The organism is Actinomycetes bacterium (assembly GCA_024222295.1).
GTDB lineage: Bacteria > Actinomycetota > Acidimicrobiia > Acidimicrobiales > Microtrichaceae > JAAEPF01.
In genome coordinates this window covers 37,194-62,994 of sequence record JAAEPF010000033.1, presented here as the reverse complement: position 1 = coordinate 62,994, position 25,801 = coordinate 37,194, and the positions used below count along the sequence as shown (strand labels likewise).

General features: G+C 66.6%; 26 protein-coding genes. 12 read left to right on the top strand and 14 right to left on the bottom strand.

The genetic code is table 11. From position 1 onward, the window contains the following. Positions 1–16: 16 nt before the first annotated feature. Positions 17–868, top strand: coding sequence for an alpha/beta hydrolase (locus GY812_11585; protein MCP4436116.1), 852 nt, complete (start codon positions 17–19; stop codon positions 866–868). Here GY812_11585 and GY812_11580 read toward each other — a convergent pair whose 3' ends face one another. The 4 genes from GY812_11580 to GY812_11565 form a co-directional block, all read right to left on the bottom strand. Continuing rightward, complete coding sequence (locus GY812_11580; protein MCP4436115.1) at positions 869–1,669, bottom strand: hypothetical protein; 801 nt, start codon at positions 1,667–1,669, stop codon at positions 869–871. Between the two features lie 72 nt (positions 1,670–1,741). Further along, entirely contained in the window at positions 1,742–1,948 is a 207-nt protein-coding gene (locus GY812_11575; protein ID MCP4436114.1) for a heavy-metal-associated domain-containing protein, read from the bottom strand. After that, positions 1,945–4,146 (bottom strand): copper-translocating P-type ATPase, encoded by a 2,202-nt coding sequence (locus tag GY812_11570; GenBank protein MCP4436113.1) that lies wholly within the window; start codon positions 4,144–4,146, stop codon positions 1,945–1,947. The genes GY812_11575 and GY812_11570 overlap by 4 nt, the downstream gene beginning before the upstream one ends. A gap of 34 nt (positions 4,147–4,180) precedes the next feature. Next, a complete protein-coding gene (locus GY812_11565) occupies positions 4,181–4,594 on the bottom strand; it encodes a heavy metal-responsive transcriptional regulator (protein ID MCP4436112.1) in 414 nt (137 codons plus the stop codon). A gap of 228 nt (positions 4,595–4,822) precedes the next feature. Between GY812_11565 and GY812_11560 the strand changes: the two genes are divergently transcribed. Then, positions 4,823–5,125, top strand: a complete 303-nt coding sequence (locus tag GY812_11560; protein ID MCP4436111.1) for a DUF4333 domain-containing protein — start codon at positions 4,823–4,825, stop codon at positions 5,123–5,125. Between the two features lie 18 nt (positions 5,126–5,143). Here the strand turns inward: GY812_11560 and GY812_11555 are convergent, their stop codons facing one another. Genes GY812_11555 through GY812_11540 form a run of 4 tightly spaced genes read right to left on the bottom strand, consistent with a single transcriptional unit; the run spans position 5,144 to position 9,875 of the window. After that, entirely contained in the window at positions 5,144–6,529 is a 1,386-nt protein-coding gene (locus GY812_11555; protein ID MCP4436110.1) for a glutamate decarboxylase, read from the bottom strand. A 40-nt stretch (positions 6,530–6,569) separates the two neighbouring features. Then, positions 6,570–7,529, bottom strand: a complete 960-nt coding sequence (locus GY812_11550) for a hypothetical protein (protein ID MCP4436109.1) — start codon at positions 7,527–7,529, stop codon at positions 6,570–6,572. Beyond that, positions 7,522–8,607, bottom strand: coding sequence for a hypothetical protein (locus GY812_11545; GenBank protein MCP4436108.1), 1,086 nt, complete (start codon positions 8,605–8,607; stop codon positions 7,522–7,524). The genes GY812_11550 and GY812_11545 overlap by 8 nt, the downstream gene beginning before the upstream one ends. Further along, entirely contained in the window at positions 8,604–9,875 is a 1,272-nt protein-coding gene (locus tag GY812_11540) for an HD domain-containing protein (GenBank protein ID MCP4436107.1), read from the bottom strand. Before GY812_11540 ends, GY812_11545 begins: the two co-directional genes overlap by 4 nt. Positions 9,876–10,157: 282 nt before the next feature. Between GY812_11540 and GY812_11535 the strand changes: the two genes are divergently transcribed. The 3 genes from GY812_11535 to GY812_11525 are packed head-to-tail and all read left to right on the top strand — an operon-like array spanning position 10,158 to position 12,835. Beyond that, on the top strand, positions 10,158–10,817 hold the full coding sequence (locus GY812_11535; GenBank protein MCP4436106.1) for an ABC transporter permease: 660 nt from the start codon (positions 10,158–10,160) through the stop codon (positions 10,815–10,817). Positions 10,818–10,826: 9 nt separating this feature from the next. Further along, on the top strand, positions 10,827–11,987 hold the full coding sequence (locus GY812_11530) for a betaine/proline/choline family ABC transporter ATP-binding protein (protein MCP4436105.1): 1,161 nt from the start codon (positions 10,827–10,829) through the stop codon (positions 11,985–11,987). Continuing rightward, a complete protein-coding gene (locus tag GY812_11525; protein ID MCP4436104.1) occupies positions 11,984–12,835 on the top strand; it encodes an ABC transporter permease in 852 nt (283 codons plus the stop codon). The genes GY812_11530 and GY812_11525 overlap by 4 nt, the downstream gene beginning before the upstream one ends. A 143-nt stretch (positions 12,836–12,978) precedes the next feature. Here the strand turns inward: GY812_11525 and GY812_11520 are convergent, their stop codons facing one another. Beyond that, positions 12,979–13,941 (bottom strand): hypothetical protein, encoded by a 963-nt coding sequence (locus GY812_11520; GenBank protein ID MCP4436103.1) that lies wholly within the window; start codon positions 13,939–13,941, stop codon positions 12,979–12,981. A 317-nt stretch (positions 13,942–14,258) separates the two neighbouring features. Between GY812_11520 and GY812_11515 the strand changes: the two genes are divergently transcribed. Genes GY812_11515 through GY812_11505 form a run of 3 tightly spaced genes read left to right on the top strand, consistent with a single transcriptional unit; the run spans position 14,259 to position 17,418 of the window. Beyond that, entirely contained in the window at positions 14,259–14,720 is a 462-nt protein-coding gene (locus GY812_11515; GenBank protein MCP4436102.1) for a DUF4442 domain-containing protein, read from the top strand. 29 nt (positions 14,721–14,749) lie between these two features. After that, positions 14,750–16,990, top strand: coding sequence for a molybdopterin-dependent oxidoreductase (locus tag GY812_11510; protein ID MCP4436101.1), 2,241 nt, complete (start codon positions 14,750–14,752; stop codon positions 16,988–16,990). Then, positions 16,987–17,418 (top strand): nuclear transport factor 2 family protein, encoded by a 432-nt coding sequence (locus GY812_11505; GenBank protein ID MCP4436100.1) that lies wholly within the window; start codon positions 16,987–16,989, stop codon positions 17,416–17,418. The genes GY812_11510 and GY812_11505 overlap by 4 nt, the downstream gene beginning before the upstream one ends. 16 nt (positions 17,419–17,434) lie before the next feature. Here the strand turns inward: GY812_11505 and GY812_11500 are convergent, their stop codons facing one another. Both GY812_11500 and GY812_11495 read right to left on the bottom strand, forming a co-directional pair. After that, positions 17,435–18,076: an SGNH/GDSL hydrolase family protein gene (locus tag GY812_11500; GenBank protein MCP4436099.1), complete on the bottom strand. Its 642-nt coding sequence runs from the start codon at positions 18,074–18,076 to the stop codon at positions 17,435–17,437. Next, positions 18,073–19,032 (bottom strand): serine hydrolase, encoded by a 960-nt coding sequence (locus GY812_11495; protein MCP4436098.1) that lies wholly within the window; start codon positions 19,030–19,032, stop codon positions 18,073–18,075. Before GY812_11495 ends, GY812_11500 begins: the two co-directional genes overlap by 4 nt. 63 nt (positions 19,033–19,095) lie before the next feature. Between GY812_11495 and thrH the strand changes: the two genes are divergently transcribed. The 4 genes from thrH to GY812_11475 all read left to right on the top strand — a co-directional run bounded on the left by thrH (position 19,096) and on the right by GY812_11475 (position 22,199). After that, positions 19,096–19,710: a bifunctional phosphoserine phosphatase/homoserine phosphotransferase ThrH gene (thrH, locus tag GY812_11490; protein ID MCP4436097.1), complete on the top strand. Its 615-nt coding sequence runs from the start codon at positions 19,096–19,098 to the stop codon at positions 19,708–19,710. Positions 19,711–19,780: 70 nt separating this feature from the next. Continuing rightward, positions 19,781–20,239, top strand: coding sequence for a nuclear transport factor 2 family protein (locus GY812_11485; protein ID MCP4436096.1), 459 nt, complete (start codon positions 19,781–19,783; stop codon positions 20,237–20,239). A gap of 3 nt (positions 20,240–20,242) precedes the next feature. Further along, positions 20,243–21,739 (top strand): hypothetical protein, encoded by a 1,497-nt coding sequence (locus GY812_11480; protein MCP4436095.1) that lies wholly within the window; start codon positions 20,243–20,245, stop codon positions 21,737–21,739. 4 nt (positions 21,740–21,743) lie between these two features. Then, on the top strand, positions 21,744–22,199 hold the full coding sequence (locus GY812_11475) for a PPOX class F420-dependent oxidoreductase (GenBank protein MCP4436094.1): 456 nt from the start codon (positions 21,744–21,746) through the stop codon (positions 22,197–22,199). Here GY812_11475 and GY812_11470 read toward each other — a convergent pair. The 3 genes from GY812_11470 to GY812_11460 all read right to left on the bottom strand — a co-directional run bounded on the left by GY812_11470 (position 22,196) and on the right by GY812_11460 (position 25,714). Beyond that, on the bottom strand, positions 22,196–23,158 hold the full coding sequence (locus GY812_11470; protein ID MCP4436093.1) for a YihY/virulence factor BrkB family protein: 963 nt from the start codon (positions 23,156–23,158) through the stop codon (positions 22,196–22,198). The two genes, GY812_11475 and GY812_11470, sit on opposite strands and share 4 nt — an antisense overlap. Beyond that, on the bottom strand, positions 23,155–24,585 hold the full coding sequence (locus tag GY812_11465) for a hypothetical protein (GenBank protein MCP4436092.1): 1,431 nt from the start codon (positions 24,583–24,585) through the stop codon (positions 23,155–23,157). Before GY812_11465 ends, GY812_11470 begins: the two co-directional genes overlap by 4 nt. Positions 24,586–24,778: 193 nt before the next feature. Further along, a complete protein-coding gene (locus tag GY812_11460) occupies positions 24,779–25,714 on the bottom strand; it encodes a nitronate monooxygenase (GenBank protein ID MCP4436091.1) in 936 nt (311 codons plus the stop codon). Positions 25,715–25,801: the final 87 nt, after the last annotated feature.

Here is a 25,801-nt window from a genome sequence, read left to right as displayed (position 1 = left end):
CGAGGGGAGACGATCGATGCGAACGCGAACTGCTGCACTGGCCACACTGGCGTGCGTGGCGCTGCTGGCAGCAGCGTGTTCCAACCCGCCGTCGACCGTGGGCGGCGGCGACCACCAGTGCACCACTGGCCAGCAGGACCCGGCAGGGCCCGCCCAAATGGACGTGTCCTACGGCCCCGACATCAAGCACGTGCTCGACATCTGGCCGGCATGCACCGCATCGGCTGTCGGCACGATCGTCTACATCCATGGTGGTGGCTATACGGGCGGCTCCAAGCAGCAGGGCGCGCACAACAACGTGAAGAGACTGCGCGACAACGGTTGGGTCGTGGTCAGCATCGACTACAGGCTGGCTCCATTCCAACGCTGGCCCGCGCAGCCGAACGACGTACAGCGCGCCATTGACTGGTGGCGCAGCACCGGCGCATCCGCATTCGCCGCTCCGGTGGCACCGCTGGTTGGTGTGGGCTGGTCTGCGGGGGGCCACCTGGCCGAGTGGAACAACGTCCAGGACGCCGAGGTGGGCTTCGACGCCTCGATCTCCGTTGGCGGCGGCACCTACTGGCCCGACCGCGCCGGCTCGTCCACAGCCAACAACCTCTTCGGGCTCAACCCGCTGACCGCAACGCTGGTCAACGCGTCGAGCACCACTCACCTCGACGCCGCCGACCCACCACTGCTGCACATCCACTACGACGACGACTTCTACGTCCCGGTTGGTCAGGCCCACACGCTGGACGCAGCGATCACGGCCTCGGGCAACCCGGCAGTTCACTCCGTGCAGCTCGACTCCACCTGCGGCCACAGCCTCGATTGCATGCGGCCCTCGTACGTGGATCCTTTCCTGGCCTCGGTGCTGGCACCCTGATCAGCTGCCGCTGATCTGGGCGGCGCCCAGGCGGGCATCGATCAGACGCTCTACCATGTCCGCTTCCATGAAGTTGGAAGCCAGCGCGTTCATCGGGTCGAGGCGATACGTGTGCTCGCGCAGGAAGTGGTCGCGCTCGGACATCGCAGCCCTCTCCGCTTGCGGCACCTCGTCAGCGGAGTCCACGTAGCCGAGCCACCGCTGGAACCTCGACTCGACGCGCCGGCCGAGTGTGTCGAGCACATCGTCGTCGCGCTCAGCGACATAGCTGTGGCCGACCGGTGAGATGATCGAGCGCATGTAGGTGCCGTGAGAGACCGACCAGGTGAAGCGGTCATCGCCGCGGAACTCCAGGAAGTCGTCGTTGGCCGGCTCGTAGTATTTCTGCATGTACCCGACGTTGGTGGCCAGCTCCCTGCGTGGTGTCAGATCCGAGTAGTGGAACACCTTGGGAATGGTGCCGAACACGATCACCAGGTGTGGGGCGTCGACGTGCGGGCCGAGCCACACCTGGAAGTTCATGTCCAGGATTCCCTGCTCGCGGTTTCCGATCCACGAATGGACCACCCACTCGGCCTCGGGCCCGGTCCAGGTGTTCAGGGAGCCCTCGAACGATCCGGAGCTCCACTGCTCGTACGGCTCACTCGATGAATGGCGGCTCAGCTCGAAGCGCTCGTGCACCCGGTCGTTCAGGCCGCCGAGGATCTCCCAGAACCTGCCCCAGATCTCCATCGAGTCGGTGTCGGGTGCCTCGGCGAAGAACTCCGGGATCGTCTTGGTCTGGCTGTGTGAACCGCTCATAGGAGTCACCATATTCGCAGCCACACGGGTTGTCCCGCTCGGCGGAACGCTGTTTCGCAAGTGGCGGCGCTGTCAGCCGGCGATGTCGTAGCCCGCTTCGTCGATAGCGGCACGGATCGCGACGTCGTCGCCTCCGAGCACGGTGACCAACTTGTCGTCGAGGTCCACGCTCACGGACTCAACGCCTGCGAGCGGCCCCACCTCCCCTTCTATCGCAGCCACACAATGGCCACAGCTGATGTCGGGCACCTCGTAGGTATGGGTGATGGTCATCGTCATTTGCTCCTCGGGGGTCGGTAGCCCCTGAACCGACGCAGCCGGAGGCTGTTGGTCACCACGAACACCGACGACAACCCCATCGCTGCCGCGGCGATCATCGGGTTGAGCACACCGAAGGCGGCCAGGGGGATCGCTGCCACGTTGTAGGCGAACGCCCAGAACAGGTTGCCCTTGATTATCGACAGGGTGCGGCGCGACAGGGCGATCGCATCCGCGACCGCTCGGAGGTCGCCGGTAACCACTGTGAGGTCAGAAGCCTCGCGTGCAACATCGGTGCCTGTCCCCACCGCAATGCCGAGATCAGCCTGGGCCAGCGCCGGAGCGTCGTTGATGCCATCGCCGACCATCGCAACCCTGTGGCCTGCCTCCTGCAGGGCCCGGACCTCATCGGCCTTGTCGGCCGGGAGCACCTCCGCGATCACGCGATCCACACCCACCTCTTGACCCACCGTCTCTGCGGCCCGGCGATTGTCACCCGTGAGCAGTGTCACCTCGAGTCCCTGGTCATGGAACGCCGCAATCGCCTCGGCGGAGGTTTCCTTGACCGTGTCGGAGACCTCGATCGCAGCCAGGGCATCGAGGGATCCATCAGCCGTCTCCGTGCCAACCAGAACCGCCGTGGCACCGCCGGCCTCCATCTGCACCATTGCAGCCTCGAGTTCGCCGGGAACGCTGTCGAACAGGTCGCGGCGACCCACTGCGGCGCTCACGACCCCGACGGGAGTGCGAACCGAACCGGTCACACCGCGGCCGGCATGGCTCTCGAACCCCTCGACCTCCCCTGCCGGATTGCTGGCTGCTGCAATGGCAGCGGCTATCGGGTGCTCAGAACGGGCTTCGAGGGCGGCCGCCAGTGCAAGCGCGTCGAGGGGGTCGGCCCCGGGCACTGCCACAGGCTCACCCGCGACGGCCATCCGGCCTTCTGTGACGGTGCCGGTCTTGTCGAGCACGATCGCGTCGACCGAACGGGTGTCCTCCAACACCTCGCCGCCCTTGATGATCACGCCCAGCTGGGCGCCCCGGCCGGTACCGACCATGATCCCCATCGGGGTGGCGAGCCCCAGCGCGCAGGGGCAGGCGATGATGAGCACCGCCACAGCGGCGGTGAACGCGTCTTGGGCACTGTGATCCGTGACCAGCCACCCGATCAGCGACAGCCCGGATATCGCGATGACGACGGGGACGAAGAAGCCCGCCACGCGGTCTGCGAGGCGTTGTACCTCGGCATGGGATCCCTGCGCATCCTCGACGAGTTTGGTGACCTGGGCGAGCATCGTCTGTGAGCCCACGGCTGTCGCCTCGACCACCAGCGAACCGCTCGTGTTCAGCGTCGCTCCGACCACCTCGTCGCCGACGCCCACCTCGACCGGTACGGGTTCGCCGGTCACCATCGACGCGTCGACGGCGGAATGGCCCTCCACGACGGCGCCGTCGGTGGCCACCTTCTCTCCCGGCCGCACAACGAACTGCATGCCCACCTCGAGCCCCTCGAGTGGCACCTCGGTACCGTCGCGGAGCCTCGCCGTCTTGGCACCCAGCTCGGCCATCGCCCGCAGGGCATCACCGGATCGCCGCTTGGCACGGGCCTCGAACCACTTGCCGAGCAGGATGAGTGTGATGATCACACCCGCGCCCTCGTAGTAGACGTGCCCACCCGGCAGGTCGGCCACCAGGACCACGGTCGACCACGTCCACGCGGCAACCGTGCCCATGGACACGAGTGTGTCCATCGTGGTGGAGCCATGGCGGAGGTTGGTCAGCGTTGCGGAATGGAAGTCCCAGCCACTCCAGAACACGACGGGCGTGGCGAGGGCCAGCGCCACCCACTCCCAGCCGTCGAACTGGAGCGCCATCACCATGGAGATGAGGACCAGCGGCGCGCTGAGAACTGCGGCCACGACGAACCGGTGCCAGAGGTGCCGCTCCCAGTCCTGTGGATCGGCAGCCTCCTCGGGCGAGCTCACGTCGTAGCCGAGCGACTGCACGGTCGAACGAACGTCATCCAGCCCGACCGACGGATCGTGCATCACGGTTGCCTTGTGCGTGGCGAAGTTCACGTTCGCCGAGTCGACGCCGTCGAGGCGGGTCAACTTGCGCTGGATGCGGCTCGCGCACGATGCACACGTCATGCCCTCGACGTCGACGTCGAGGCGGATCAGGCCCCCACCTGCCGTTCGGTCGTCCAGCGTGTTCGTCATGACTCGATGGTAAACCTTCCAGTCGACTCGAAGGTCAAGTGATCTCATCCCCTGCGGTCGAAATCACCTGGCATCGATGCGGGTCTGTGCAGAGTGCGGGATCCAGCGAGTCCGCCCGTTGCGACAGCGACACCAGCTGTGCGCGGGCCCGGGTCAGCGCCTCCAGCTGCTGGTCGATGTCGTCGATGTGGCGGGCGAGCAGCGCGCGGGTGTGCTCACAGCTTCCCTCCCCTGAGTCCTTCAGCTCGAGCACCGACGCGACTTCGACAAGCGTCAGACCGCTCGCCTTCGCTTCGCGGATGAATCGCAGCCTCTCGAGGTCTGCGTCGGAGTAGTCGCGGTAGCCAGAAGCGGTACGACCGGGTTCGTCGAGCAGCTCGATGGACTCGTAGTAGCGGATCGTGCCGGCCGGCACGGCCGCCAGCTCCGCGAGCTCGCCGATGCGCATGGCCCGAGGGTACCGGTGGGCGCGCTCCGCGAGGCTCACATGGACGCTGCAGATACCGACAGATAGTGCATACACAAGCAACTCGTCGGAGGCATCGTCGCCGCGGTCGCACTGCTCGGTGCCGCCATGACCGGGATCCTCGAGGGGGCCGAGCCGGGCTGTTCCAGCGCCCTTCGCTACCCCAGAGCATCCCGTGCCCCCTACGGGGTGGCCGTTAGCCTCGGTGTCATGACGCGCACCCCCAAGCTCATCCTCTGCCTCGTGGCGACCAGCTTCCTTCTCGCGGTCGGCTGCGGTTCCAAGGTCTCTTCCTCCAGCATCGAGGAACAGATCTCCAGTGCGCTCGAGGGCCAGGTCGGCACCGCCCCCGACTCGGTCAGCTGTCCGGACGACCTCGACGCCGAGGTCGGTGCTACCGCCCGCTGCGAGCTGTCCTTCGAAGGCGAGACCTACGGCGTTTCGGTCGAGGTCACCAGCGTCGAGGGCGACGTCGCCGCCTTTGACATCGAGGTCGACGAAGAACCGAGCTGACCGACCGGCTACCGCCTCTCAGCAGTGGTGCCGGGTCTTGTCGTCGGCGGCCCGCTCGTTGTCGGTCTCGGGCATCTCGTGGCCGTCGAGGTAATCCAGCGCGTTGTTGATGTGCTGAAGGAGCAGGTCGATCTTGTCGCGGCTCATGTCGTTGCGCACCACGACACGCATCACGGTTGTCTTCTCCGCATTGGGCGGAAGCGTGTAGGCCGGCACGATCCAGCCGTTCATGCGAAGTCGGTCAGACACGTGGAACTCGTCGAAGCCGGCGCCGCCCTTCAGCCGGAACGTCACGACCGGCTCGGCCAGTTTCGGGTTCAGGATCTCGAATCGACCCGTTGCCTCGAGGCCCTCGTTGAGGCGCTTGGCATTCGCCAGCATGTTCTCGACCACCGCTGCGTAGCCCTCGCGACCGAGCCGCACGAAGTTGTAGTACTGCGCCTGGATCATCGCCGACCCTCGCGAGAAGTTGAAGGTGAACGTCGGCTGTGCCCCACCCAGGTAGTTGACGCTGAAGATCAGGTCATCGGGCAGGTAGCTGTGGTCCCTGAACACCAGCCAGCCGACCCCCGGGTAGACGAGCCCGTACTTGTGACCGGAGGCGTTGATGGATGCCACCTGCTCCAGGCGGAAGTCCCACTTCTCGTCAGGATTCGAGAATGGGGTTATGAAGCCGCCGCTGGCACCGTCGACGTGTATCGGGATGTCCCACCCCTTGTCCTGCTTGATGCCGACGAGCAGATCGTTCAGCTCCTCGATCGGGTCGGCCTCGCCGATGAAGGTGGTCCCGAGGACCGCTCCCACCGCGATCGTGTTCTCGTCGATCTGTGCCTCGACATCGTCGGGATGCACCACGAAGCGGTCGGGCCGCATCGGGATCTTGCGCATCTCGACGTCGAAGTAACGGGCGAACTTGTCCCACACGATGTGAGTCTCTGCGCCGAACACAACGTTGGGCTTGTCGGCCGGGAGGCCCGCATCCTCTCGACGCTTGCGCCATGAGAACTTGTGCGCGAGCAGCCCCAGCATGATCGCCTCGGAGGAGCCGATGGTGGCGACGCCCACGGAGTCGTCGACATCAGGGGCGTTCCACAGGTCCGCGAGCATCTTCACGCACTCACGCTCGACCATCTCCACGATCGGGTACTCCTCGTGGTCGATGTGGTTGGTACTGATGGCCTCGTCGATCAGCACCCGAGCCTCCGGCTCCATCCATGTGGTGACGAAGCTCGCGAGGTTCATCGACGGCTGGCCATCGACGCGCAGGCCCAGATGGATCAACTCGAACGCGTCGCGCGCACGCATTCCATGCTGGGGGAATCCGTCGCGCGGCAGCCCATCCGCGAAGTAGTGGTTGGCCGGCGGGTCGTTGCGGAGGGGAGATTCAGCGGGGAGTTCAGGCATTCTTCCAGCGTACCGGCGCGAACAACGGATTCCGGGGCCCCTACCACAGGCCGAGCGCTGTGCCTGATGCGCGAACCGCGGCTGCGTCGAGGCCCGGACCTTCACACACGCTTGCCTCGAGCCACCGGCCCAGGTCCTCGCCGTAGCTTGCGGGAGGTCCGTCGCAACCGGCCGGGGCGAGCATCGACAGGGCTGCACGCACGGGACCCGGGATCTCGGTGGCACAGTCGGCTGGATCGGCCGAAGTGAACGGGATGCTCCACAGGTCCGGGCACTGGAGGTCCGGGTTGCCGCCCGGAATGGTGCCCGGCCCGTCGGGGCACACGATGCTCGGCCGGTCCGATCCCGGGGATCGGGCGTTGAGCAGAGTGATCGTCAGCGACGCCTGGCGGCGCGACAGCTCCGTTCCCAGGTCGGCCAGCGCTGGGTTCGATGCAAGCAGCGAGGCATGCACGGACGCGAGGATCCCGTGCAGGGTCACCTCCTCGGCATTCGAGGCCCTCTGCCCCGCCGCCTCGCCATCGTGGTGGCAGATCGCATGTGCGAGCGACGGGGCTACCACGGCAGGGTGCTCCGCCGCGTAGCGCGCGTTGAGGTACCGCGACCCCGGGCGCGGACCCTGCGCTGCATCTCCGATCACGCGGCCCGGAGAGGACAACTCCGCCACCCCGAGGTGGCTGATGTGCGACCCACCCTCCAGCAGGCCGGCGAGAATCGGGTCGGCCGGCCCACCGGCCAGCATCGCCGCAGCTGCGCGTAGTTGTGGCACCTCCGTTACCGATCCCAGCTCCGCCGAGTCATAGGCCTCGATCGCCGCAGTCGCTCCGACCTGTTCCACGAGCCGGCGGGCCTCCTTGTCGTCGATCGGGTCGCCGTGCGCCGGCTCCATGGCGGGCCCGTGCGGGTAGATGCCCGGCTGGCCGAAGAGCGTGTTGGAGGTGAAGCGGGAGATGTCGGCCGGTTTCGCTGGTGATGGCAGGTCCGCGCTGTTGTCAGTCATGGCCTTCAGTCAACCCGAGGGCGGCCAGAACCCACCCGCACCAGTCACGACCACGGGGGGCCGTGGTCCCGATCCACCTGCCCAGCCTTGCTGCGAGTGGGTGCCCGCCGCCCACGACAGCAACCTGCGCAGCGGTGCGACCGCTGCCATGGTCGCCGCGTTGGCCCCAGTCGAACCCGAGCAGCGACCCCTCGGCACCCCACGCAGCCAGGGACCCGTCCTCGAGCCCGCGGACGTGAGCGATACCTTCGATCGCCTCGACATCGGCCGCTGAAAGGCCTGCATCCGACGCCACCCACCCCGCAGTCCCGTCGGTGCGCCACCGACCGCGCGCATCGCCCTGGAGCGGATTCAGCGGCGGATCCGTACCGAGCAGGCCGGCCATCGCGACATCGAACGCCACGCTTGCACCGACTGCGACCTCCTCCTGGCAGTGGTCGCTCAGCACCACCACCAGGGTGTCGCTCCAGACGGGCTCGTACAACGCCAGCATCTCGACGAGGCAGCGGTCGACAGCGCGGGCTCGCTCCCGTGCGTTCTCGCTCTGCGGCCCGTGCAGATGGCTGTCGGCATCCATCTCGTCTAGCTGCACGAAGGTCAACGCGGAGTCCTGGGGTTCGATGTCCTGCACCGCGCGCACGACCGCTGCATCGGTCGCGTAGCCGGTGACGCCTTTCGGCGTGGCGGCGTCGTGCACGCCGTCAGGCGGCCAATGCCGCCATGCCGACCGGGCGCCACACACGCCCACAAGGTTCTGGTCACCGAAGACGGCGACGCTCTGAAGACCGGCGCCAGATGCTGCCTCGAACACTGTCGGCACCGCCGGACCCACCTCTTCGGCTCCGACCCACGCCCCGGCTCTGAACACGTCGTTGGCCATAACCCCGTGTGCCAACGGCGATGCACCGGTGACGAATGTGGCGTGGTTGGGATAGGTGAGCGCCGGGAGCTCCCCGATTCCCCCGTTGTCAGCCCGTCCGCCCTCTGCACCGAGCGCGTACAGCCGCGGCATCACTTCCGGTGTCAGGTGGTGCAGTCCCAGCGAGTCGACGACGACCCAGAGCACACGAGGGCTCATCGACCCAGGCGGCCGGCGAGCCTGTCGATCATCGGCTCGAAGTGCGCGAACGGCGGCGTGGCCGCTCCGGACACCTTGGCTTCGTCATCCCAGCGGCGCAGCCTCACGGCGTCGCCGTGGCGGGGACTCGCCTCGAATGCCTCGACCTGACCGGGCGACATCGGCCCACCCTGCACCTCGAGGCTGCGAACCGACGACGGGGAGAGCATCTCCGGGTAGTCGGGATCCACAGAGCAGAGGTATCGCTTGGCTGCCACATGTAGTGCGACAGGCTCGGCAACACCGGGACCGAACCACTGACGCAGGTAGCGTGCACCTGCCCCTTCGTGTCGGTGATCGGCATCCAGCGACTCCTCGATCGGCGCGAGGTCACCGAGCAGCAGGTGGCCGACGTCGTGCAGCAGTGCCGCCACCACCAACTCGTCCGAAGCGCCACCGGCCTCGGCCAGCGCTGCTGCCTGCAGGCCGTGCTCGAGTTCGCTGACCGCCTCGTCGTAGAGCTCGTGCGCGAGTGGCGAGTCGTACAGCGACGCGAGGGAATCGAAGGCTACGGGCCTGCCGAGGTAGTCGTCACTGATCGACATGCGGACCCGCCGGCCTCCAAAGGTCCCGTCAGCGACAGCGAACTCGGCGTCCTTGTCGGCGTAGTAGCGGTCTCGGTGGTCACCATCGGCGGCGCTGTTATACGTGATGTACAGGGCCCGGCGGGGATGGTCGCTTGCATTGGTGCCGGAGCGGTGCGGCGCGAGTGAGTCGAACACGACCACGTCGCCGGGCGCGACCTCCACAGGCACCCAGGCGAGCGACCGCTCGACCTCGGCGGTGAGTCGGCCACCCTCCTCGGCATCGAGCAACCGCCGCTCTGCATCGGTGGCGAACCAAAGGCAGCCGGCCTGCTGTGTCGCTGGATCGAGCGGCACCATCAACGAAACGTGGTGATCCACGAACCGGTAGGCACGGGCGTCCTGGTGTGGCGCGAACCCCGCCCCTCCAGGCTGTTTGTAGTTCACCTTCTCCTTGAACAGCACTACGGGCTCGCCCAGCACCGACCCGACTATCCTTGCGGCTTCGCCCCGCACGAACGCGCCGAGGCCTTCGTGTGAGTCAGCGAACCGCTCGCTGCGTGCGAGTACCGGTCCATGGTCGGTCTGCTCCCTGTGGTGAAGTGCAAGCGCAGGCCCCTCCGGGCTCGCAGCATCGGCTTCCAGCTCGCGCACCCAGGCCGAGAGCCTGCGAACCGTCTCGGTGCCGAGCACTCCACTGCCCACCCACACCCCACGTGCGGCCCAACCCTCGGCGGACCCTGCGGGCCCACCTCGCCACCTGCCCCCGGTCTGTGCCACCCCGGACCTCCCAGATACTGGGTCCGCCCGCCTTCTGGCGGCCGGCCGACGCCAAGCTACCGCTGGAGCGCCTCCATGAGGACCTCGGAGCATCTTTGCGAAGGCACTGCACCGCGCGAACGCGCAATCTCCGGACGCCGGGCGGCGAGCCCGATGCAACTATGGTGAGCCCGGTCCCCCGAGACATGGATGGCAGGCACCCCTTAGATGGATGGAATCCGCAGCTGGTTCGAGTTCGTGTTCGATCGTTGGGACGAGATAGTCGAGGCTTCGCTCCAGCACGCCCAGATCACGCTGACCGTCATTGCGTTCGCCACGGTCTTTTCGGTCGCCATCGGGATCTTCGTGCACCAGAGACCCACAGCCCGAGCGGCGGCGCTGAGCATCGCCGGGGTCTTCCTGACGATTCCGTCCCTCGCGTTGTTCGCACTCTTCATTCCGCTGGTGGGCATCGGCAACAAGCCCGCCATGATCGCCCTGTTCCTCTACGCGTTGCTTCCCATTCTCCGCAACACCGTGACCGGGCTGGACGAAGTGAACCCTGCCGTCGTCGAGTCGGCAAAGGGAATGGGGCTCAACTCGTGGCAGCAACTGGTGAGGGTGCGGATGCCACTGGCCTGGCCGGTGATCATGGCCGGCATTCGTGTCTCGAGCCTGCTCGTGGTCGGAATCGCGGCGATCGCGGTACTGGTGGGGGGCGACGGACTGGGCACCTTCATCCAGAAGGGTCTCACCCGATTGGGCCTGCCCAACAGCATCGAGTCCGTGTGGGTGGGAACCGTATTCACGGTGCTGCTCGGCCTGTTGCTCGACGTCGTCTTCTCAACAATCCAACGCCTGACCACGAGCCGCGGGCTCCGACTGTAGGACCAACAAATGACCGAATCCATGATCCACCTCGATCAGGTGAGCAAGACCTACGCGGGCACGGAAACACCCGCCGTGGAGAAGCTGTCCCTCGACATTCAGCGAGGTGAGATTCTTGTGTTGGTCGGGCCCTCGGGTTGCGGAAAGAGCACCACTCTGCGCCTGATCAATCGGATGATCGAACCCACCGGGGGCCGGATAATCTTCGACGGCGAGGATGTCACGGACGTGAACCCCGACCTGTTGCGGCGCCGAATCGGCTACGTCATCCAGCAGATCGGCCTCTTCCCCCACCAGACGATCGCCCAGAACGTGGCAACCGTGCCCAAGATGCTCGGGTGGGAGAAGTCGGAGATAGGCGACCGGGTCGATGTTCTGCTCGATATGGTCGGACTCGACCCTGCAGAGTTCCGCGACCGCTACCCCAAAGAGCTCTCGGGAGGTCAGGCCCAGAGGGTGGGCGTGGCGCGCGCCCTCGGTGCCGACCCGGCGGTGATGTTGATGGACGAGCCGTTCGGGGCCATCGACCCGATCACACGCGACCGTCTCCAGAACGAGTTCCTCCGCCTCCAGAGCGAACTTCGCAAGACGATCGTGTTCGTGACGCACGACATAGACGAGGCAATCAAGATGGGCGACAGGATCGCAATCCTCGGTGATCGCAGCGTCATCCGTCAGTGTGATACCCCGGAGCGAATCCTCGCATATCCGGTGGACGACTTCGTCGACGACTTCATCGGTTCGGGTTCCACGCTGAAGGGCCTCAACTTCGAGCGAGTGAGCGATCTCGACTTCGCTGACTACCCGACGATGAAGGTGGGCGATCCATTGGACGCGGCCAAGCGAACCCTGGCCGAGTCGGGGCGGGAGTGGATTCTCCTCATCAACGAGCAGGACGAGCCGACCCGATGGCTTCGGGATTCCGATCTCAACCGGTCAGACCACAAAGTTGCGGAGATGGGTCAGACTGTTCGGGCCTTCGTCGAGCCCAACGCAACGCTGCACGACACGCTGGAGGAGATGCTCCAGTCATCCACCGGCACGTGCGTCGTGGTGGACAAGCAGCGCCGGTACCTGGGAGTTGTGGAGATCAAGCAGCTCACCGACGTCATCCAGCACCTGCGATCCGAGGCCCAAGAGCACTACGAGCGACTGGGGGCCGAACGATGACAGAGCGAATCGTCCGGGATCCCGACCATGTAGAGCGCCTCGACCATCCGAGGGAATCCGACGATGACGAGTCCGACCTTGCTGTAACGGCAGCCGGGTACACGACCACTCGCGCCCGCGCACTTGGCCTCTGGATCGCCCCCATCGGCATCGCCGTCCTCGGCGTGGGGCTCGTCCTCTACCAACAGGGAATCGTCAACGATCCCGAGGTGAAGATCCAGCTCTCCAGCGCGTTGGACTGGAGCACGAAGCTCCGACCCCAGCTGGTGGAGCACATCCTCATCGCCTTCTGGTCGACAGTGCTGGTGATCCTGATCGCCGTGCCCCTCGGCATTCTGCTCACCAGGCCGTCGTTCAGGCGGTATGCGCCCGCGGTGCTGACCGTTGCCAATTCCGGCCAGGCTCTGCCTGCCTACGGCCTTCTCGTGATCTTCCTCATCATCTTCGGCCAGGGCACCTCGACGGTCATCTATGCGCTCGTGTTGTTCGCGACACTGCCCGTGCTCAGAAACACCATGGTCGGCCTCGACAACGTCGACCGCCCCACCATCGAGGCCGGTCGCGGAATGGGAATGACCAAGCGCGGGGCACTCGTGCGCATCGAAGTGCCGCTGGCGGTCCCCGTCATCGTTGCGGGGGTCCGCACAGCCATGATCATCAACATCGGCATGGCCACTCTCGCCTTCCTGATCGGCGGTGGCGGCCTGGGTATCACGATCAACTCGGGGCTCAAGCTCCAGCAGAACCCCGTGCTGTTCGTTGGTGCCGGCATGGTGGCAGTACTTGCGCTCACCTTCGACTGGCTCGGAGCGGTGGCGGAGCGATACCTGAAGCCCAAGGGAATCTGAAGCGACCGCCGGCAACGCCCCAAACGAAGAGCGCCCACGACGTCCCAAACGAAGAGCGCCCACGACGTCCCAAACGAAGAGCGCCCCCCGACCCAACAGGTCGGGGGGCGCTCCAGGACTGTGGTGGCAATCGCTACATGCGGCTAGACGAGCCCGATTGACTCCAGGTAGCCCTTTGCAACGTCCGCGGGGTCATCGCCGTTCACGTCGACCTCGGCGTTCAACTCCGCCATCTTTGCGTCGGTCAGCGGGTCCAGGATCTCATCGACGATGGTCTGGTAGGTCTCTGCATGGGCCTGGAATGCCTCGTCGTTCCAAGTGTACGAAACGTTGTACAGGATGAAGACGCCGGGGTCCTCGACCAATTCGATGTCGAGCGCTGTCACTCGGCCGTCCGTGGTGAAGATCTCACCGAAGTCACAGGCGCCGTTCTCCGTCTCCGTGTAGATGAGACCAGTGTCCAGAATCTGGATCTGTTCCTGGGGCACCTCGTAGCCAGTTGCTTCCTCGAACAGGATCAGCCCATCTGGACGGTCCGGGAACTCAGTCTCGAGGCAGAGCACGGCGTCCGGGTTGGCCGCCAGGTAGTCCGCCATCGACTGCAGATCGAAGCTGCCTTCCTGTTCGACCAGCGTTCCGTTTGCAGCGAAGCCGTAGGTGTCATTGAACGGGGAGAGGCCCGCCCACTGGATGCCGTTGTCAGCAAGGTCCTTCTCTGAAGTGACGTCATAGAGCTCCTGGGGATCCGAGCTCGGGTCTTCCTGGCCGAGGTGGACTGTCCACCCTGTGCCGTTGTAATCGGGATAGACGTCGATATCGCCGGCAAGCAGAGCCTCGCGGTTGACGGATGTGCCGCCGAGGTTGACCTGATTGGTCACGTCTGCGCCCTGGGCCTCCAGAGCCTGGACGAGCATCTCGCCGAGCAGGATGTTCTCGGTGAAGTCCTTGGAACCGACAGTGACACTCACCCCGCTGAGCTCATCGCCGGCTCCGGAGCCTTCTTCGGAGCCGCTGTCGTCGTCATCGCTGCTGCACGCTGAGGCGATCAGCAAGGATGCGAAGATGAGTGCTGCTACGCGCAGTAGTCGAGAGTGGGGCTTTGTCATACCGACCTCCATGATCGGGTGCTGTACAGCCGCTCCGTCAGCGGCCTCGGGCCGCAGGTGTTCACCGCCCCGAGAATTTCCCGGCGACGAGCAACACCCATCTAGGGAGCGCTGTTATCTCGACCTTAACAGCCCGTCTGAGCCCGCCCGCCTGATACCCGCGTGGCCAGGGTCGCTGCTCCGGCAACGAGGAAGCACCCCGTCCCGCTCCGCAGCGGCCCTCTGTCGGTTGCCCGTGAAGGGCAAAACTGAAACGAGTTCCACTTTCGCGGGTGCCCCGGAATTACGATTGGGCCACGCCCACAGGAGGAAGACCGATGCCCATCGACGTGGACAAGCTGACCAAGGCCACATGGGACGTGATGCCGTTCACCGAACGCACCGGAGTACGCGTGCTCGAGGCCGAACGGGGCCGGGTGAAACTCATGATGCCGCTGGCGCCCAACGTGAACCACGTCGGGATCATGTACGCGGGCGCCCTGTTCACCCTGGCTGAGCTGCCGGGCGGAACGATGACCGCGGTCACGTTCGAGCGGGGCAAGTACTTCCCGATCGTCAAGGACCTCCAGATGACCTTCACGGCCCCGGCAGCCACCGACGTCACCGTGGAGGTCCACCTCGATGACGCGACGATCGAGACCATCCAGAAGGGCCTGGACACCAAGGGCAAGGCCGACTACGGCTGGACCGCCGAACTGCTCGATACGAGCGGCACCGTGGTTGCTCGCAGCCGCAACGAGTACCAACTCCGTTCCCTGGACCTCCCGCTCGGCAAGTAGGCCTGCAAGTAGGCCATGCTTGATGGTCCATGAGCACCAAGCACATACGCACCTGCCCGCTGTGTGAGGCCACCTGTGGCCTCGAGCTGACCATCGACGACGACGGTTCGGTGAAGGTCATCCGCGGTGACCGCGACGACGTCTTCTCCGCTGGGTTCATCTGCCCGAAGGGCACCACCCTGGCGAAGCTCAATTCGGACCCGGACAGGTTGCGCAAGCCGCTGGTGCGCCGTGAACTCCCCGATGGCGGCACCGAGTTGATCGAGACCACGTGGGAGGAGGCGTTCGCAGCGGTCGATGCGGGCCTCGCTGCAGTGCGTGAGGCCCACGGCAACGATTCCGTGGCCGTGTACCTGGGCAACCCGAGTGCACATGGACACGCTGGGCCGATCTTCGCCCGCACGATGATCAAGGCACTCAGCACCCGCAACGTGTATTCCGCCAGCACCGTTGACCAGATGCCCAAGCACGTGAGCAGCGGCTTGATGTTCGGTCACGGACTGACGATCCCCGTGCCGGACCTCGACCGCACCGACCATCTGCTGATGCTCGGCGCCAATCCCTATGAGTCAAACGGGAGTCTCTGCACCGCGCCCGACTTCCCCGGCCGGCTCGAAGCGATCATCGAGCGGGGCGGCAAGGTCGTGGTCGTCGATCCGCGGCGCACCAAGACGGCCGAGCACGCCAGCGAGCACGTGCGGATCCGACCCGGCACAGACGCCCTGCTACTCGTCGCGATCGCCCATGTGCTCGTCTCGGAGGATCTGGCGGAGCCGGGCCATGCCGGTGAACATGCCGACGGTCTCGGCGAGCTGGGCCGAGTGCTCGACCGCTTCACACCTGAGTCGGTGTCCCAAGCCACCGGGATCACTGCCCACCGGATTCGCAACATGGCCCGTGAACTCGCTGCCGCCCCGACTGCGGCCGTGTACGGGCGGATCGGCGTGCACACGGTCGAGTTCGGAACCCTTGCTGCCTGGGCCACCGACGTCGTCAACCTGCTCACCGGCAACCTCGACAGCCCGGGCGGAGCAATGTGGCCCTCGCCGGCGCACCTGCCGGCACGCGATGCTCCCGGCGGCCGCGGCTACCGCACCGGCCGCTGGTCCAGCCGGGTGGGCGATCACCCGGAGGCCAACGGCGAACTGCCCGTTTCGATCCTGGCCGAGGAGATCCTCACACCCGGCGACGGACAGGTGCGGGCCCTGCTGACCGTGAGCGGCAACCCCGCTCTCTCCACTCCCGAATCGGAGCGGCTGTCCGAAGCCCTCGACTCGGTCGAGTTCATGGTGTCCGTCGACCCGGCCCTCAACGAGACCACCAGGCATGCTGACGTGGTCCTGCCACCACCCGGCCCCCTGGAGCGCAGCCACTACGACCTGGCGTTCTACTCACTGTCGGTGCGCAACATCGCCAACTGGTCTCCCCCGTTGTACGAGCCCGAAGGCCCCGAGGAGGCCGAGATCCTCACGCGGCTGACGATGATCGCCATGGGACTCGGAGCCGACGCCGATCCGCAGGCCGGCTACGACCTCGCACTGGACACCTTGCTCACCCAGGCCGTGGGCCGCGAGGGCTCGCCGGTCGAGGGCCGCGAGGTCGAGGAACTCAGGGCCATGGTGGGCGGCGACCGGCCGGCCGATCAGGTGCTCGACGTGATGCTGCGCCTCGGCCAGCACGGCGACGGTTTCGGTGCCGATCCCGAAGGGTTGAGCCTGGAGAAGCTGGCCGACAACCCACACGGGGTCGACCTGGGGCCTCTCGTGCCGCAACTGCCCAACATCCTCGCCACCTCTTCGGGACGCATCGAGACACTGCCCGACATCGTCGTGGCCGACCTGGACCGCCTCGCTGCGGCGATGCAGAAGGACTGGCCGGACCTGGTGCTCGTCGGCCGACGCGACCTGCGGTCCAACAACTCATGGATGCACAACGTCGAGGTGCTGGTAAAGGGCAAGCCCCGCTGCACCCTGCATGTGCACCCGGTCGATGCCGAGCGATACGGGCTGAGCGAGGGCGCCGATGCCGTGGTGACCTCGCGGGTGGGCTCGGTGCAGGTGCCGGTGGAGGTGACCGACGAGGTGATGCAGGGCGTGGTCAGCCTTCCCCACGGTTGGGGCCATGACCAGCCCGGCACCCGAATGAAGGTCGCCTCACGTGTCCCCGGCGTCAACAGCAACGTGCTGACCGACCCCGAGCGGATCGACCCGCTGTCGGGCAACGCTTCGCTCAACGCCATCCCCGTGACCCTCGACGCCGCCACCACGTGAGCATCCAGGCGGTCACGAACCTGCTCGGGCTCTACTGCGAGGCGATGGACTCGGCAGACTTCGACGCCGTTGGCGCGCTGTTCCGCGATGGCTCGCTGTGCGATGCGCACGGCAACACCCTCGTCGAGGGAGCCGACGCTGTCGCAGCGTTCTACCGGGACAGCGTGCAACTGCACGACGGCAGCCCGTGCACCAAGCACCTGGTGATGAACGTGATCGTCGACGACCACGACGACTCGGCCGGCACCGCCACGCTGCGTTCCTCGTATCTCGTGCTGCAGGGCCTCGACGGGACCATGGCGCCGATGATCACCGGCCGCTACCGAGATACGTTCGCCCGCGACGCCGACGGCTGGCACTTCACCGAGCGTCGCTTCTTCGTCGACCTCGCCGGCGACCTGAGCCACCACCTGCGATTCGACATCTGACGCCGCCACCGCCGCGCTATGGCAGGAACCAGGGACGGCCGCAATCAGCGAGAACACCGTCGTAGGACTCGGCCAGCACGCGCAGCCCATCGTCATCGGGGTGGATGCCATCGAAGGTGAGCGCCTGGGGGTCGCCACGCCGCAGTGCCGCCGCTTGCTGGATCCGGTCCCAGTGGAGGAGGTCGACGTTGGGCCTGCCCGATGCCGCCGCGGCGATCATCCTGTTGACCTCCCGGCCGGCGTCCGGAAGCAACACCCCATCTGACAGGAGGTTCTCCGAGACCGTCACGACATGCACGCATTCGACATCGGAGAGCTCATCGAGGAGTGCGTCCATGGCGAGGCGGACCTTGTCGAGCGGCGTGCCCACCACCACGTCGTTGGTGCCGAGGTTCACGATCACCTGGTCGGCGTCAGCGTGCTGGGCAGCGGGCTGCACCCTGTCGCCGACGCGAGCACCGAAGTCGCCGTCGACGATGAGCCCGTAGGTGCTGCCCAGCTCCAGGCCGAGGTGCCCCTCTCCGAACTCCGTGATCGAGTCGCCGAACACGACCACGGAGTCGCCCGTGCGGTCAGGACCCGGCACCAGGGACAGGATGGCCAGCAGGGCCACGAGGCCGAGGCCAGCTCCGATCGCGATCCAGTACTCCCGCTTCACGGCTCCCCTATCGCAGCGATCAACTCGTTGAGCTCGGCCTGCACGTTGTGGCGCAGCTCCGTTTCGGTCTTGCCGAGCCGCACGACCACGGCATCCAGGCTCGGAACCACGATGATGTACTGGCCCTCATAGCCGGAGCACCGGTATGCACCCTGCGGACCGCCGTCCCAGGTCCACCAGTGCGCCGTGTGGGTGTTCCCCTCGTCGTCGGTACCGGTGGGCACCGCCGCGGATGCCACCCAGGCAGGGTCGAGCACCTGCAGCCGGCCGACCTTGCCGCCGTTCAGGTAGAGCTCACCGAAACGGGCGAAGTCCTCGGTGGTGCAGAAGCAGTAGGACGAGGCGATCCAGGTGCCCACCTCGTCGAACTGCGGGTCTGCCGACTCCATGCCCACCGGCTCGAACAGCGACTCCCGCAGCCAGTTGCGGTAGGAGTTTCCCCGGCCGACTTCACCGGCGACGATGCGCGACACGATGTTGCTCGTGCCGCTCGAGTAGTTGAGGGTGCTGCCCGGCGCTGCAACCAAAGGCTTGTTGGCCGCGAAGCCACCCGTGTCAGCCACGGGCTGCCAGTCGCGAGCGAAGAGCATCTCGATCACGTCGGAGCCCTCGCCGGAGACGTAGTCCTCGTTCCATGCGAGTCCGGGGCGCATCCGCAGCAGGTCCCACAACGTGATCGCACCACGGGCGTCGCCATCGCCGGCCCACTCGGGCACGTTTGCGGGCGCATCCGGGTCCAGGCGCCCTTCGGCCACCAGCAGGCCGACCGCGGCGTGCAGGATGCTCTTGGCCATCGACCACGACTTCAGCGAACTGGCCGCGTCGACCCCGTCGCCGTAGAGCTCGAGCAGGGTCTGGCCACCCTGGCGCACCATGACGGCGTCGGTGCGGCCGAGGGACTCACCGCCGGCAATGAGGCGTTCTGCTGAGTCGCTTCGCAAGGTGCTCCGATCCATCGCTTCTCGCCGAACACGCACCGTACTGGCGCCACGGTCGACCCATGGCGAACACTGTTGCCCATGAGCAACAGCCGCCAGACGATCGTGACCCTCGACCTCGAAGGGGTGCTCATTCCCGAGGTGTGGATCGCCACTGCCGAGGCGTCCGGCATCGACGAGCTGCGCCGCACCACCCGCGACGAGCCCGACTACGACGTGCTGATGCGCCAGCGACTCGACATCCTCGCCGCCAACGGCCTCGCAATGGCCGATGTCGAGCAGGTCATCTCGTCCCTGTCGCCGCTGGATGGGGCCAGGGAGTTCCTCGATGAACTGCGTTCACGCACGCAGCTGATCATCCTGTCCGACACATTCGAGGAGTTCGCCCGGCCCTTCATGGCCCAGCTCGGCTGGCCCACGGTGTTCTGCCACAGCCTCGAGGTCGACGACCACGGCCGTATCACCAACTACCGGCTGCGCCAGGAGGACCAGAAGCGACATGCGGTCAAGGCCTTCCACGGCCTCAACTACCGGGTCATCGCCGCCGGGGACTCGTACAACGACACGACGATGCTCGCAGAGGCCGACCATGGCTTCCTGTTCCGCGCACCCGACAACGTGATCTCCGAATTCCCGCAGTTCCCTGCCCTCACCGGGTACGACGAGCTGCTGGGGCACTTCAGCGACCTGCTGTAGGCATGGTCACCGCCGCGTGCGGCTCCGGCACATCTACCCTGTGGCCGAGCCGAAACGACCGGAGACCGACATGGGTAGATGGAGCCGCGACGAAATAGAACAGGCCTTCGACGACTACCAGGCCGCCGCGCTGGAAGGCGGCACCACCGGCGACTGGACTCGCTGGGCCAGCTGCTTCACCGAGGACGCAACCTACGTCGAGCACCTCTACGGCAAGATGGGCGGCCGCGAGGCGATCCTGGCCTGGATCACCGAGACGATGTCGACCCCGCCCGGCGACGAGATGCCCCACTTCCCGATCGAGTGGTACATCATCGACGAGGAGCGCGGCTGGATCGTGTGCCAGGTGTGGAACCGGATGGCGGACCCGGGCGACGGCTCACTGCACCAGGAGTACAACTTCACGTTGCTGAAGTACGCGGGCAATGGCCTGTTCTCCTATGAGGAGGACATCTACAACCCCGCCCACTTCGCCACGATGGTGAAGGGCTGGCAGGACCGCAAGGCGGAGCTCGAGGGCGGGCGCTGAGCCGTGACCCGTACCACCCGGGAGCCGGAGTCGGCCGCGCTCGAGTCGGCTCTGTGCGACCCGACGCTCGCCGATCGCGTCGAGATGGTTCTCAGCTCTCCTCAGCCAGACACCTATCGTGCCGCCGCACACGACGGGGCGGTGGAGTTCACACGCAGCACCGACAACGGCAACCCCGAGTACCGCCGCACCGCCACGAGCGGTCGTGACCCACTCGCGGACCAGAGCACCGACCGCTTCCTCGGGCTGGGCACCGAACGCAGCAACTCCTTCCCCGCCGCGCATGACAACGCCTACCCGTTCGCCTTCGACTCCGTCGCCCAGTTCTTCGATGCACCGGTGGCGCCCGATCTGGTCGCGCTGCACTCGGCGTCGCACCACTACGGTGGCCACCTCGGCCAGCACGGCTCGCTCGGCACCGTGCAGGCACGGGCGCCGTTCATCGCGGGCGGCGCGGGTATCGCGAAACTGGGCGTGGTCGACCAGGCCACCAGGGTCGTGAACGTGGCCCCCACCATCGCGCGGCTGCTCGGTGTCGAAGCCAACGTCGGCAGCGTGGGCCCCACGGGCGAGCGACTCGACCGCGGGTTGTTGCGACGACAGGACGGCACGGTCGAGTCCGAGGTCCTGGACGGCACCCGGCCGGATCACGTCGTGGTGTTCCTGCTGGACGGGTGCAACCCCAATCTGCTCGCAGCAGCCATGGCCGACGGCGAGGCGCCCAACATCGGGTCCGTCCTCTCCGACGGCATGAGCTTCGGCCGGGGTTCGATGGCGTCCCTGCCCACTGCGACGCTGGCCAACCACACCACATCGATCACGGGTGCCCACCCCGGCCACTCGGGCATCCTTCACAACGCGTGGGTCGACCGCGCCGACGGTGACACCGTCGACCTCCTGGAACTGCCAGCCATGTTCCACGCGATGCAACACCTCTCACCCGACGTCGAGACCCTGTTCCAGGCGCTCCACCGCAGCAGACCCAGCGCCTTCAGCAGCGCGAGCTTCGAGTTCTGTGACACGGGCGCCGACTTCTCGACGTTCGCCCTGGTACGCAGGGGCGACGAGTCAGGGCTTCCCCCCACCGACACAGTCACCCACCTCGACCCCGACGCGTCGGCCAACGAGCCGTACCGCTTCATGTCGCGTGTCGACCACCTCTCGACCGCCCACACACTGCAGTGCTGGCGGCGCGAGCACGGCAACCCACTTCCCACACTCAGCTGGTGCAGCCTGGCGCTCACCGATGAAGCAGGCCACACGAGCGGCCCCCACGGCGAGCTGGCAAGAGCCGCTGTGCGTGACAGCGATGCCAGGGTCGGCGACGTACTGGCAGCAGTCGAATCCGCAGGGGCGCTCGATGACACCGCTGTGCTGGTAATCGCGGACCACGGCATGGAGCAGTGCGATCCCGAGGTGGACGAGGGGTGGGACCAGGCGGTGGCGGAGAGCGGAGTCGCGTGCCGCGAAGTCGGAGACGGCCTCATCTACCTAGGCTGAGCTGATGGGATACACCGACGCCCCGACCCGCTGGTGGCAGGAGTTCATCGAGGAGTTGCCGGCCCGCACGGCAAAGCTCGCAGTCGTGCGCAAGGATGGCAGCCCCCACGTCGCGCCTGTCTGGGTGGCGCTCGACCACGACAACGGCCACGACGACCCCGACATCGTCTTCCTCACTGCGGCCGACACACTCAAGGGTCGCTGCATCCTGCGCGACCCTCGGGTGTCGATGTGCTTGGATGACGAGCGGCCGCCGTTCAGCTTCCTGACGGTGTCTGGAGCAGTCACGACCTCGACCGACGCCGACGAGCTGCTGCACTGGGCCACCGCAACCGCCGCGAGGTACATGGGTGCCGAACAGGCCGAGGCCTACGGCCGCCGCAACGCAGTGCCCGGTGAAATGGTGGTGCGCCTGCACCCGGAGCGGATCGTCGCCAAGGTCGCCGTCGCCGACTTCTAGTCGCCGCCGTCGCGGTTTGCGAGTGAGCAAGCCGTCGAGGCGGTCAGCGCGGCAGCCGCATAGAGGGCCATGGCCTGGAGCCAGAGCACGACCAGCACCGTGACTGGAACGGCGAACGACCCGTACTGCGGGCGCCCCACCGACCACGACACGATCACAGCCATCAGGGCCTTCAGGGCCGTGATGATGACGGCACCGAGCAGGGCTCCCGGCAGCAGCGCCCTTCGCCCGGGCGCGATACCGCCGAGCCGTGAGAGCAACAGGGCCGTGATGCCCACGTCGAGCGCGAATGTGAGGATTGCGCCGGCCGACACCATCAGGAAGCGAACGAAACCGCCGCTGATGCCGAGGTCGTCGAGGATGTCGGAGCCGAAACCTGCAACTGCCGTGGTCATCGAATAGGAGATGACGACCAGGGGACCCATGACCATGAGCCATCCGAACAGGTGCATGCGCCTCGCCACCGGATTACGGCCATCCGGCGGAGCTCCGTAAACCTGGTGCAGTGAATCGCTGGCGCCGGCCATCACAGCCGAACCGCTGACCGCAAGCAGCAAAAGGCCGACGACCGACGTCGTTCGGCCGATCCGCTCCAGCGTGGAGGGATCGATGCCCTTGTCGCCGATGAGCCCAGGCAGTGCATCCTTCAGGGCGTCGGTCAGCCAGTTGGCGATCGCGTCGGCGTTGAGCAGCGCGGCCATGCCGTATGCGAAGGCGAGCAGCGAGAACATCGCGATGAACCCGTAGTAGGCGGTACCGGCGGCCATCAGGGGTGCGCGGGCCGTCCTGAACCGCATGAACATGCCCCATGCGATGCCCATCCATGCCCTGTCCTGCTCGAGGTCGGCGACCTTCCGTGGCTTGGGCTTCGGCTCATGGTCGATGTGGCGACCCGGGATCGGTGTCAGCACCTCCGAAGGCGCCGTCGCTGCCGCCTCTTCGAGCTGCTCGGCCTTCACTGGCCGCCAGCGGCGCCCAGGGCGGCCTCTGACCTCTGCCGCGCCGCGGCGAAGGAAAGCATCTCGTTGTAGAGCGTCAGGATCTTCACTCCGTAGCCGGGGCCTGTTGCCCACACCCCTGACAGCTCCATCCACGTGTCACAGCACCCCCGCACTCCGACCCGCTCGGGGGCACGGCCGACGGGTGGGTTGCCGAGCTGGTCTGTTGTCAGGTTGTCATCGGCATAGGCCCGCAGCAGCTGCATCTGCGCTCGCACACCGAGTCGTGGCGACTTGTATCGGAATCCCGATGAGCAGCTGTCGCATGCGCCGATCCCCGCGTAGTTGTTGTCGCTGGTCGACACCATCGACCCCCGGTAGCCGAAGTTGCCGGTCTCGAGGATCGACTGCGCCCAGGCGATGTCACCACGCACCCCTTCGGACTCGCCTTCCTCGACGAAGAAGCCGGCCAGTTCGAGGAGCTTGTCGTAGGGCGGCGCCCCGGGGCGCCGCTGTGAGAACCCGGCCAGGTCCTCGGGGCCGAGAATGGTCTCGCCGAGGATGGTCGGCCCGAGGCCCTCGAAGGCCAGATCCTCGCCGATCTTTGCTGCCTCGGCGATCAGCTGTTCACCCATCTCGGCGACCTCGACCGCCTCGGCCGTCGCACGCTCGAGCGCGAAGCGCGCCTCGGTGATGCGACGCTCGAGGCGGGTGCGCTCCTCGAGGGCATCGGCCGTTGCACTCTCAGCGGCCACGAGGGCCACCTCGGCCTCGGACACCGCGTTTGTGAGTGCTGTCCACGCTGCGCCGGAATACTGCGAGGTCTTCACGAAGTCGTCGTAGCCGTCCATGCTCACGATGGCATCGGCGGTTGCGTTCATCGTGACTTCGCGACCTGCCACGGCTAGCTTGTAGGACTCGATCGCAAGGTCACCCGTGCGGTCACGTGCCCGCTCTAGTGCCGTCACCGCCGAGCGTTCTGCCGCCCGTGCGGACTCCACGAGTTCGTCGGCGGCCGGCACGAGCGCCGCCTCGGAGTCGAGCGTCGCCTGGCTGGCGGCCACCTTGGCCGCGGCGTCGGCGTTTGCTGCATCTGCGAGCAGTCGCGCGCCCGCTGTGGCTTCTGCCCGGCGGGTCTCGACCACCTGGTTGAGCGAAGTGAGGTCGATCGGGGGTGGTATCAACTCGTCGCGGCTGGGGCGGTCTGGCGGGGCAGGGTCCTCTGGGGGCGTCTCGCGCTCCGGTGCCTCGGGGATCGTGAAACCGTCGCCCGGATCCTCCGGGCTGCCGCCACCGGGTGCGGTCGTGGTCGTCGTCGTTGTGGTTCCCGGCGGCTGCGTGGTACTCGTGGTGCTCGGCGGCGGATCGACGAGCGTCGTGGCCGTCGTCGTCGGGGCTGCGCCACCCTCCTGGGCGGAAACGCCGCTCGGCTGGGCCACCGAAGCCACGAGCAGTCCTGCTGCGCCGGCCGCGAGGGCGCGAACGACTGTCAGCCGACCCTGCCTACCGCGCGTCAACCCCGTGTGGAGTTCCCCTGCGCCAGCGCGGTGAGCACCCTTTGGTACCCCTGAACGCACCGTTCAAGCCTACCGGGGGCACGCGCGAACCCGTCCATCGGCGCCCGTGGCAACGTGCGGGTCCTCAGCTGCGCCCGTACTGGCCGGCCATTGTCTCGATCGTGTCGAGGCAGCCGTTGACGCACTCGTCGATGATCTCCGCGACCGGCTTCACCTCGTCGATGCGGCCTGCGACCTGGCCCGACAATGCAACGCCCGACTCCATGTCGCCGCCGAAGTAGAGGTCCTTGACGTTGAACGCCGCCATCGCGTTGCTCTCGCGGTCGAACTCGAGCGCCGATGTCCGGCCGGTCCGCAGCGCCCGCAAGGCGGGTGACGTGTGTGAGTTGAGAAACACCGTGTCGGTCTCGGCCGCGTCGAGGATCGACTTCTTCCAGTTGTCGTGCACCGGCGACTCGGCGGCTGACACCATGCGTGTACCGAGCTGGATGCCTTCGGCTCCCAGCGCCAGCGCGGCCGCCATGGTCGGGCCGTCGAGGAAACCACCGGCCGCGATCACCGGCACGTCGACCGACTGCACCACGAGAGGCAGCAGCACCATCGACGACACGGGCCGCGGGTTCTTGAATCCACCACCCTCTCCACCTTCCACGATCAGCCCGTCGACACCGGCCTCGACCGCCTTGTGGGCCGCCCGCAGGGTCGGCACCACGTGGAACACAGTGAGGCCGGCTTCCTTGAGCTGCGCCGTGTACTTCATCGGGCTGCCCGCCGAGGTGGTCACGAAGCGCACTCCCTGCTCGATCACGAAGTCGACGATCGCAGGATCGCTCACAAAGGCCTGGGCGATGTTGACAGAGAACGGCTTGTCGGTGAGGTCCCGCATCTTCCGAATCTCCTCTTGGATGACGTCGAGTTCGCCCGAGGACGTCTCGATACAACCCATCGCTCCGGCTTCGCAGACTGCGGAGGCAAGCTCGGACCGAGCGATCCAGCCCATAGGAGCTTGAAGGATCGGGTATTCCACGCCCATGAGGTCAGTGGCACGATTCGAGAACATCGAGGCACCATAGAACGAAGAAGACTCCCTCGACCGTGTCAGGGAACGGAACACGACCGACGGAGCCCAGTATTCGGTTAGTTGTTC

What these genes read in the sequence shown, in the direction of transcription:
- GY812_11585 (MCP4436116.1), top strand. Translation starts at nt 17, where the DNA reads ATGCGAACGCGAACTGCTGCACTGGCCACACTGGCGTGCGTGGCGCTG.
- GY812_11580 (MCP4436115.1), bottom strand. Translation starts at nt 1,669, where the DNA reads ATGAGCGGTTCACACAGCCAGACCAAGACGATCCCGGAGTTCTTCGCC.
- GY812_11575 (MCP4436114.1), bottom strand. Translation starts at nt 1,948, where the DNA reads ATGACGATGACCATCACCCATACCTACGAGGTGCCCGACATCAGCTGT.
- GY812_11570 (MCP4436113.1), bottom strand. Translation starts at nt 4,146, where the DNA reads ATGACGAACACGCTGGACGACCGAACGGCAGGTGGGGGCCTGATCCGC.
- GY812_11565 (MCP4436112.1), bottom strand. Translation starts at nt 4,594, where the DNA reads ATGCGCATCGGCGAGCTCGCGGAGCTGGCGGCCGTGCCGGCCGGCACG.
- GY812_11560 (MCP4436111.1), top strand. Translation starts at nt 4,823, where the DNA reads ATGACGCGCACCCCCAAGCTCATCCTCTGCCTCGTGGCGACCAGCTTC.
- GY812_11555 (MCP4436110.1), bottom strand. Translation starts at nt 6,529, where the DNA reads ATGCCTGAACTCCCCGCTGAATCTCCCCTCCGCAACGACCCGCCGGCC.
- GY812_11550 (MCP4436109.1), bottom strand. Translation starts at nt 7,529, where the DNA reads ATGACTGACAACAGCGCGGACCTGCCATCACCAGCGAAACCGGCCGAC.
- GY812_11545 (MCP4436108.1), bottom strand. Translation starts at nt 8,607, where the DNA reads ATGAGCCCTCGTGTGCTCTGGGTCGTCGTCGACTCGCTGGGACTGCAC.
- GY812_11535 (MCP4436106.1), top strand. Translation starts at nt 10,158, where the DNA reads ATGGATGGAATCCGCAGCTGGTTCGAGTTCGTGTTCGATCGTTGGGAC.
- GY812_11530 (MCP4436105.1), top strand. Translation starts at nt 10,827, where the DNA reads ATGACCGAATCCATGATCCACCTCGATCAGGTGAGCAAGACCTACGCG.
- GY812_11525 (MCP4436104.1), top strand. Translation starts at nt 11,984, where the DNA reads ATGACAGAGCGAATCGTCCGGGATCCCGACCATGTAGAGCGCCTCGAC.
- GY812_11520 (MCP4436103.1), bottom strand. Translation starts at nt 13,941, where the DNA reads ATGACAAAGCCCCACTCTCGACTACTGCGCGTAGCAGCACTCATCTTC.
- GY812_11515 (MCP4436102.1), top strand. Translation starts at nt 14,259, where the DNA reads ATGCCCATCGACGTGGACAAGCTGACCAAGGCCACATGGGACGTGATG.
- GY812_11510 (MCP4436101.1), top strand. Translation starts at nt 14,750, where the DNA reads ATGAGCACCAAGCACATACGCACCTGCCCGCTGTGTGAGGCCACCTGT.
- GY812_11495 (MCP4436098.1), bottom strand. Translation starts at nt 19,032, where the DNA reads ATGGATCGGAGCACCTTGCGAAGCGACTCAGCAGAACGCCTCATTGCC.
- thrH (MCP4436097.1), top strand. Translation starts at nt 19,096, where the DNA reads ATGAGCAACAGCCGCCAGACGATCGTGACCCTCGACCTCGAAGGGGTG.
- GY812_11485 (MCP4436096.1), top strand. Translation starts at nt 19,781, where the DNA reads ATGGGTAGATGGAGCCGCGACGAAATAGAACAGGCCTTCGACGACTAC.
- GY812_11475 (MCP4436094.1), top strand. Translation starts at nt 21,744, where the DNA reads ATGGGATACACCGACGCCCCGACCCGCTGGTGGCAGGAGTTCATCGAG.
- GY812_11460 (MCP4436091.1), bottom strand. Translation starts at nt 25,714, where the DNA reads ATGTTCTCGAATCGTGCCACTGACCTCATGGGCGTGGAATACCCGATC.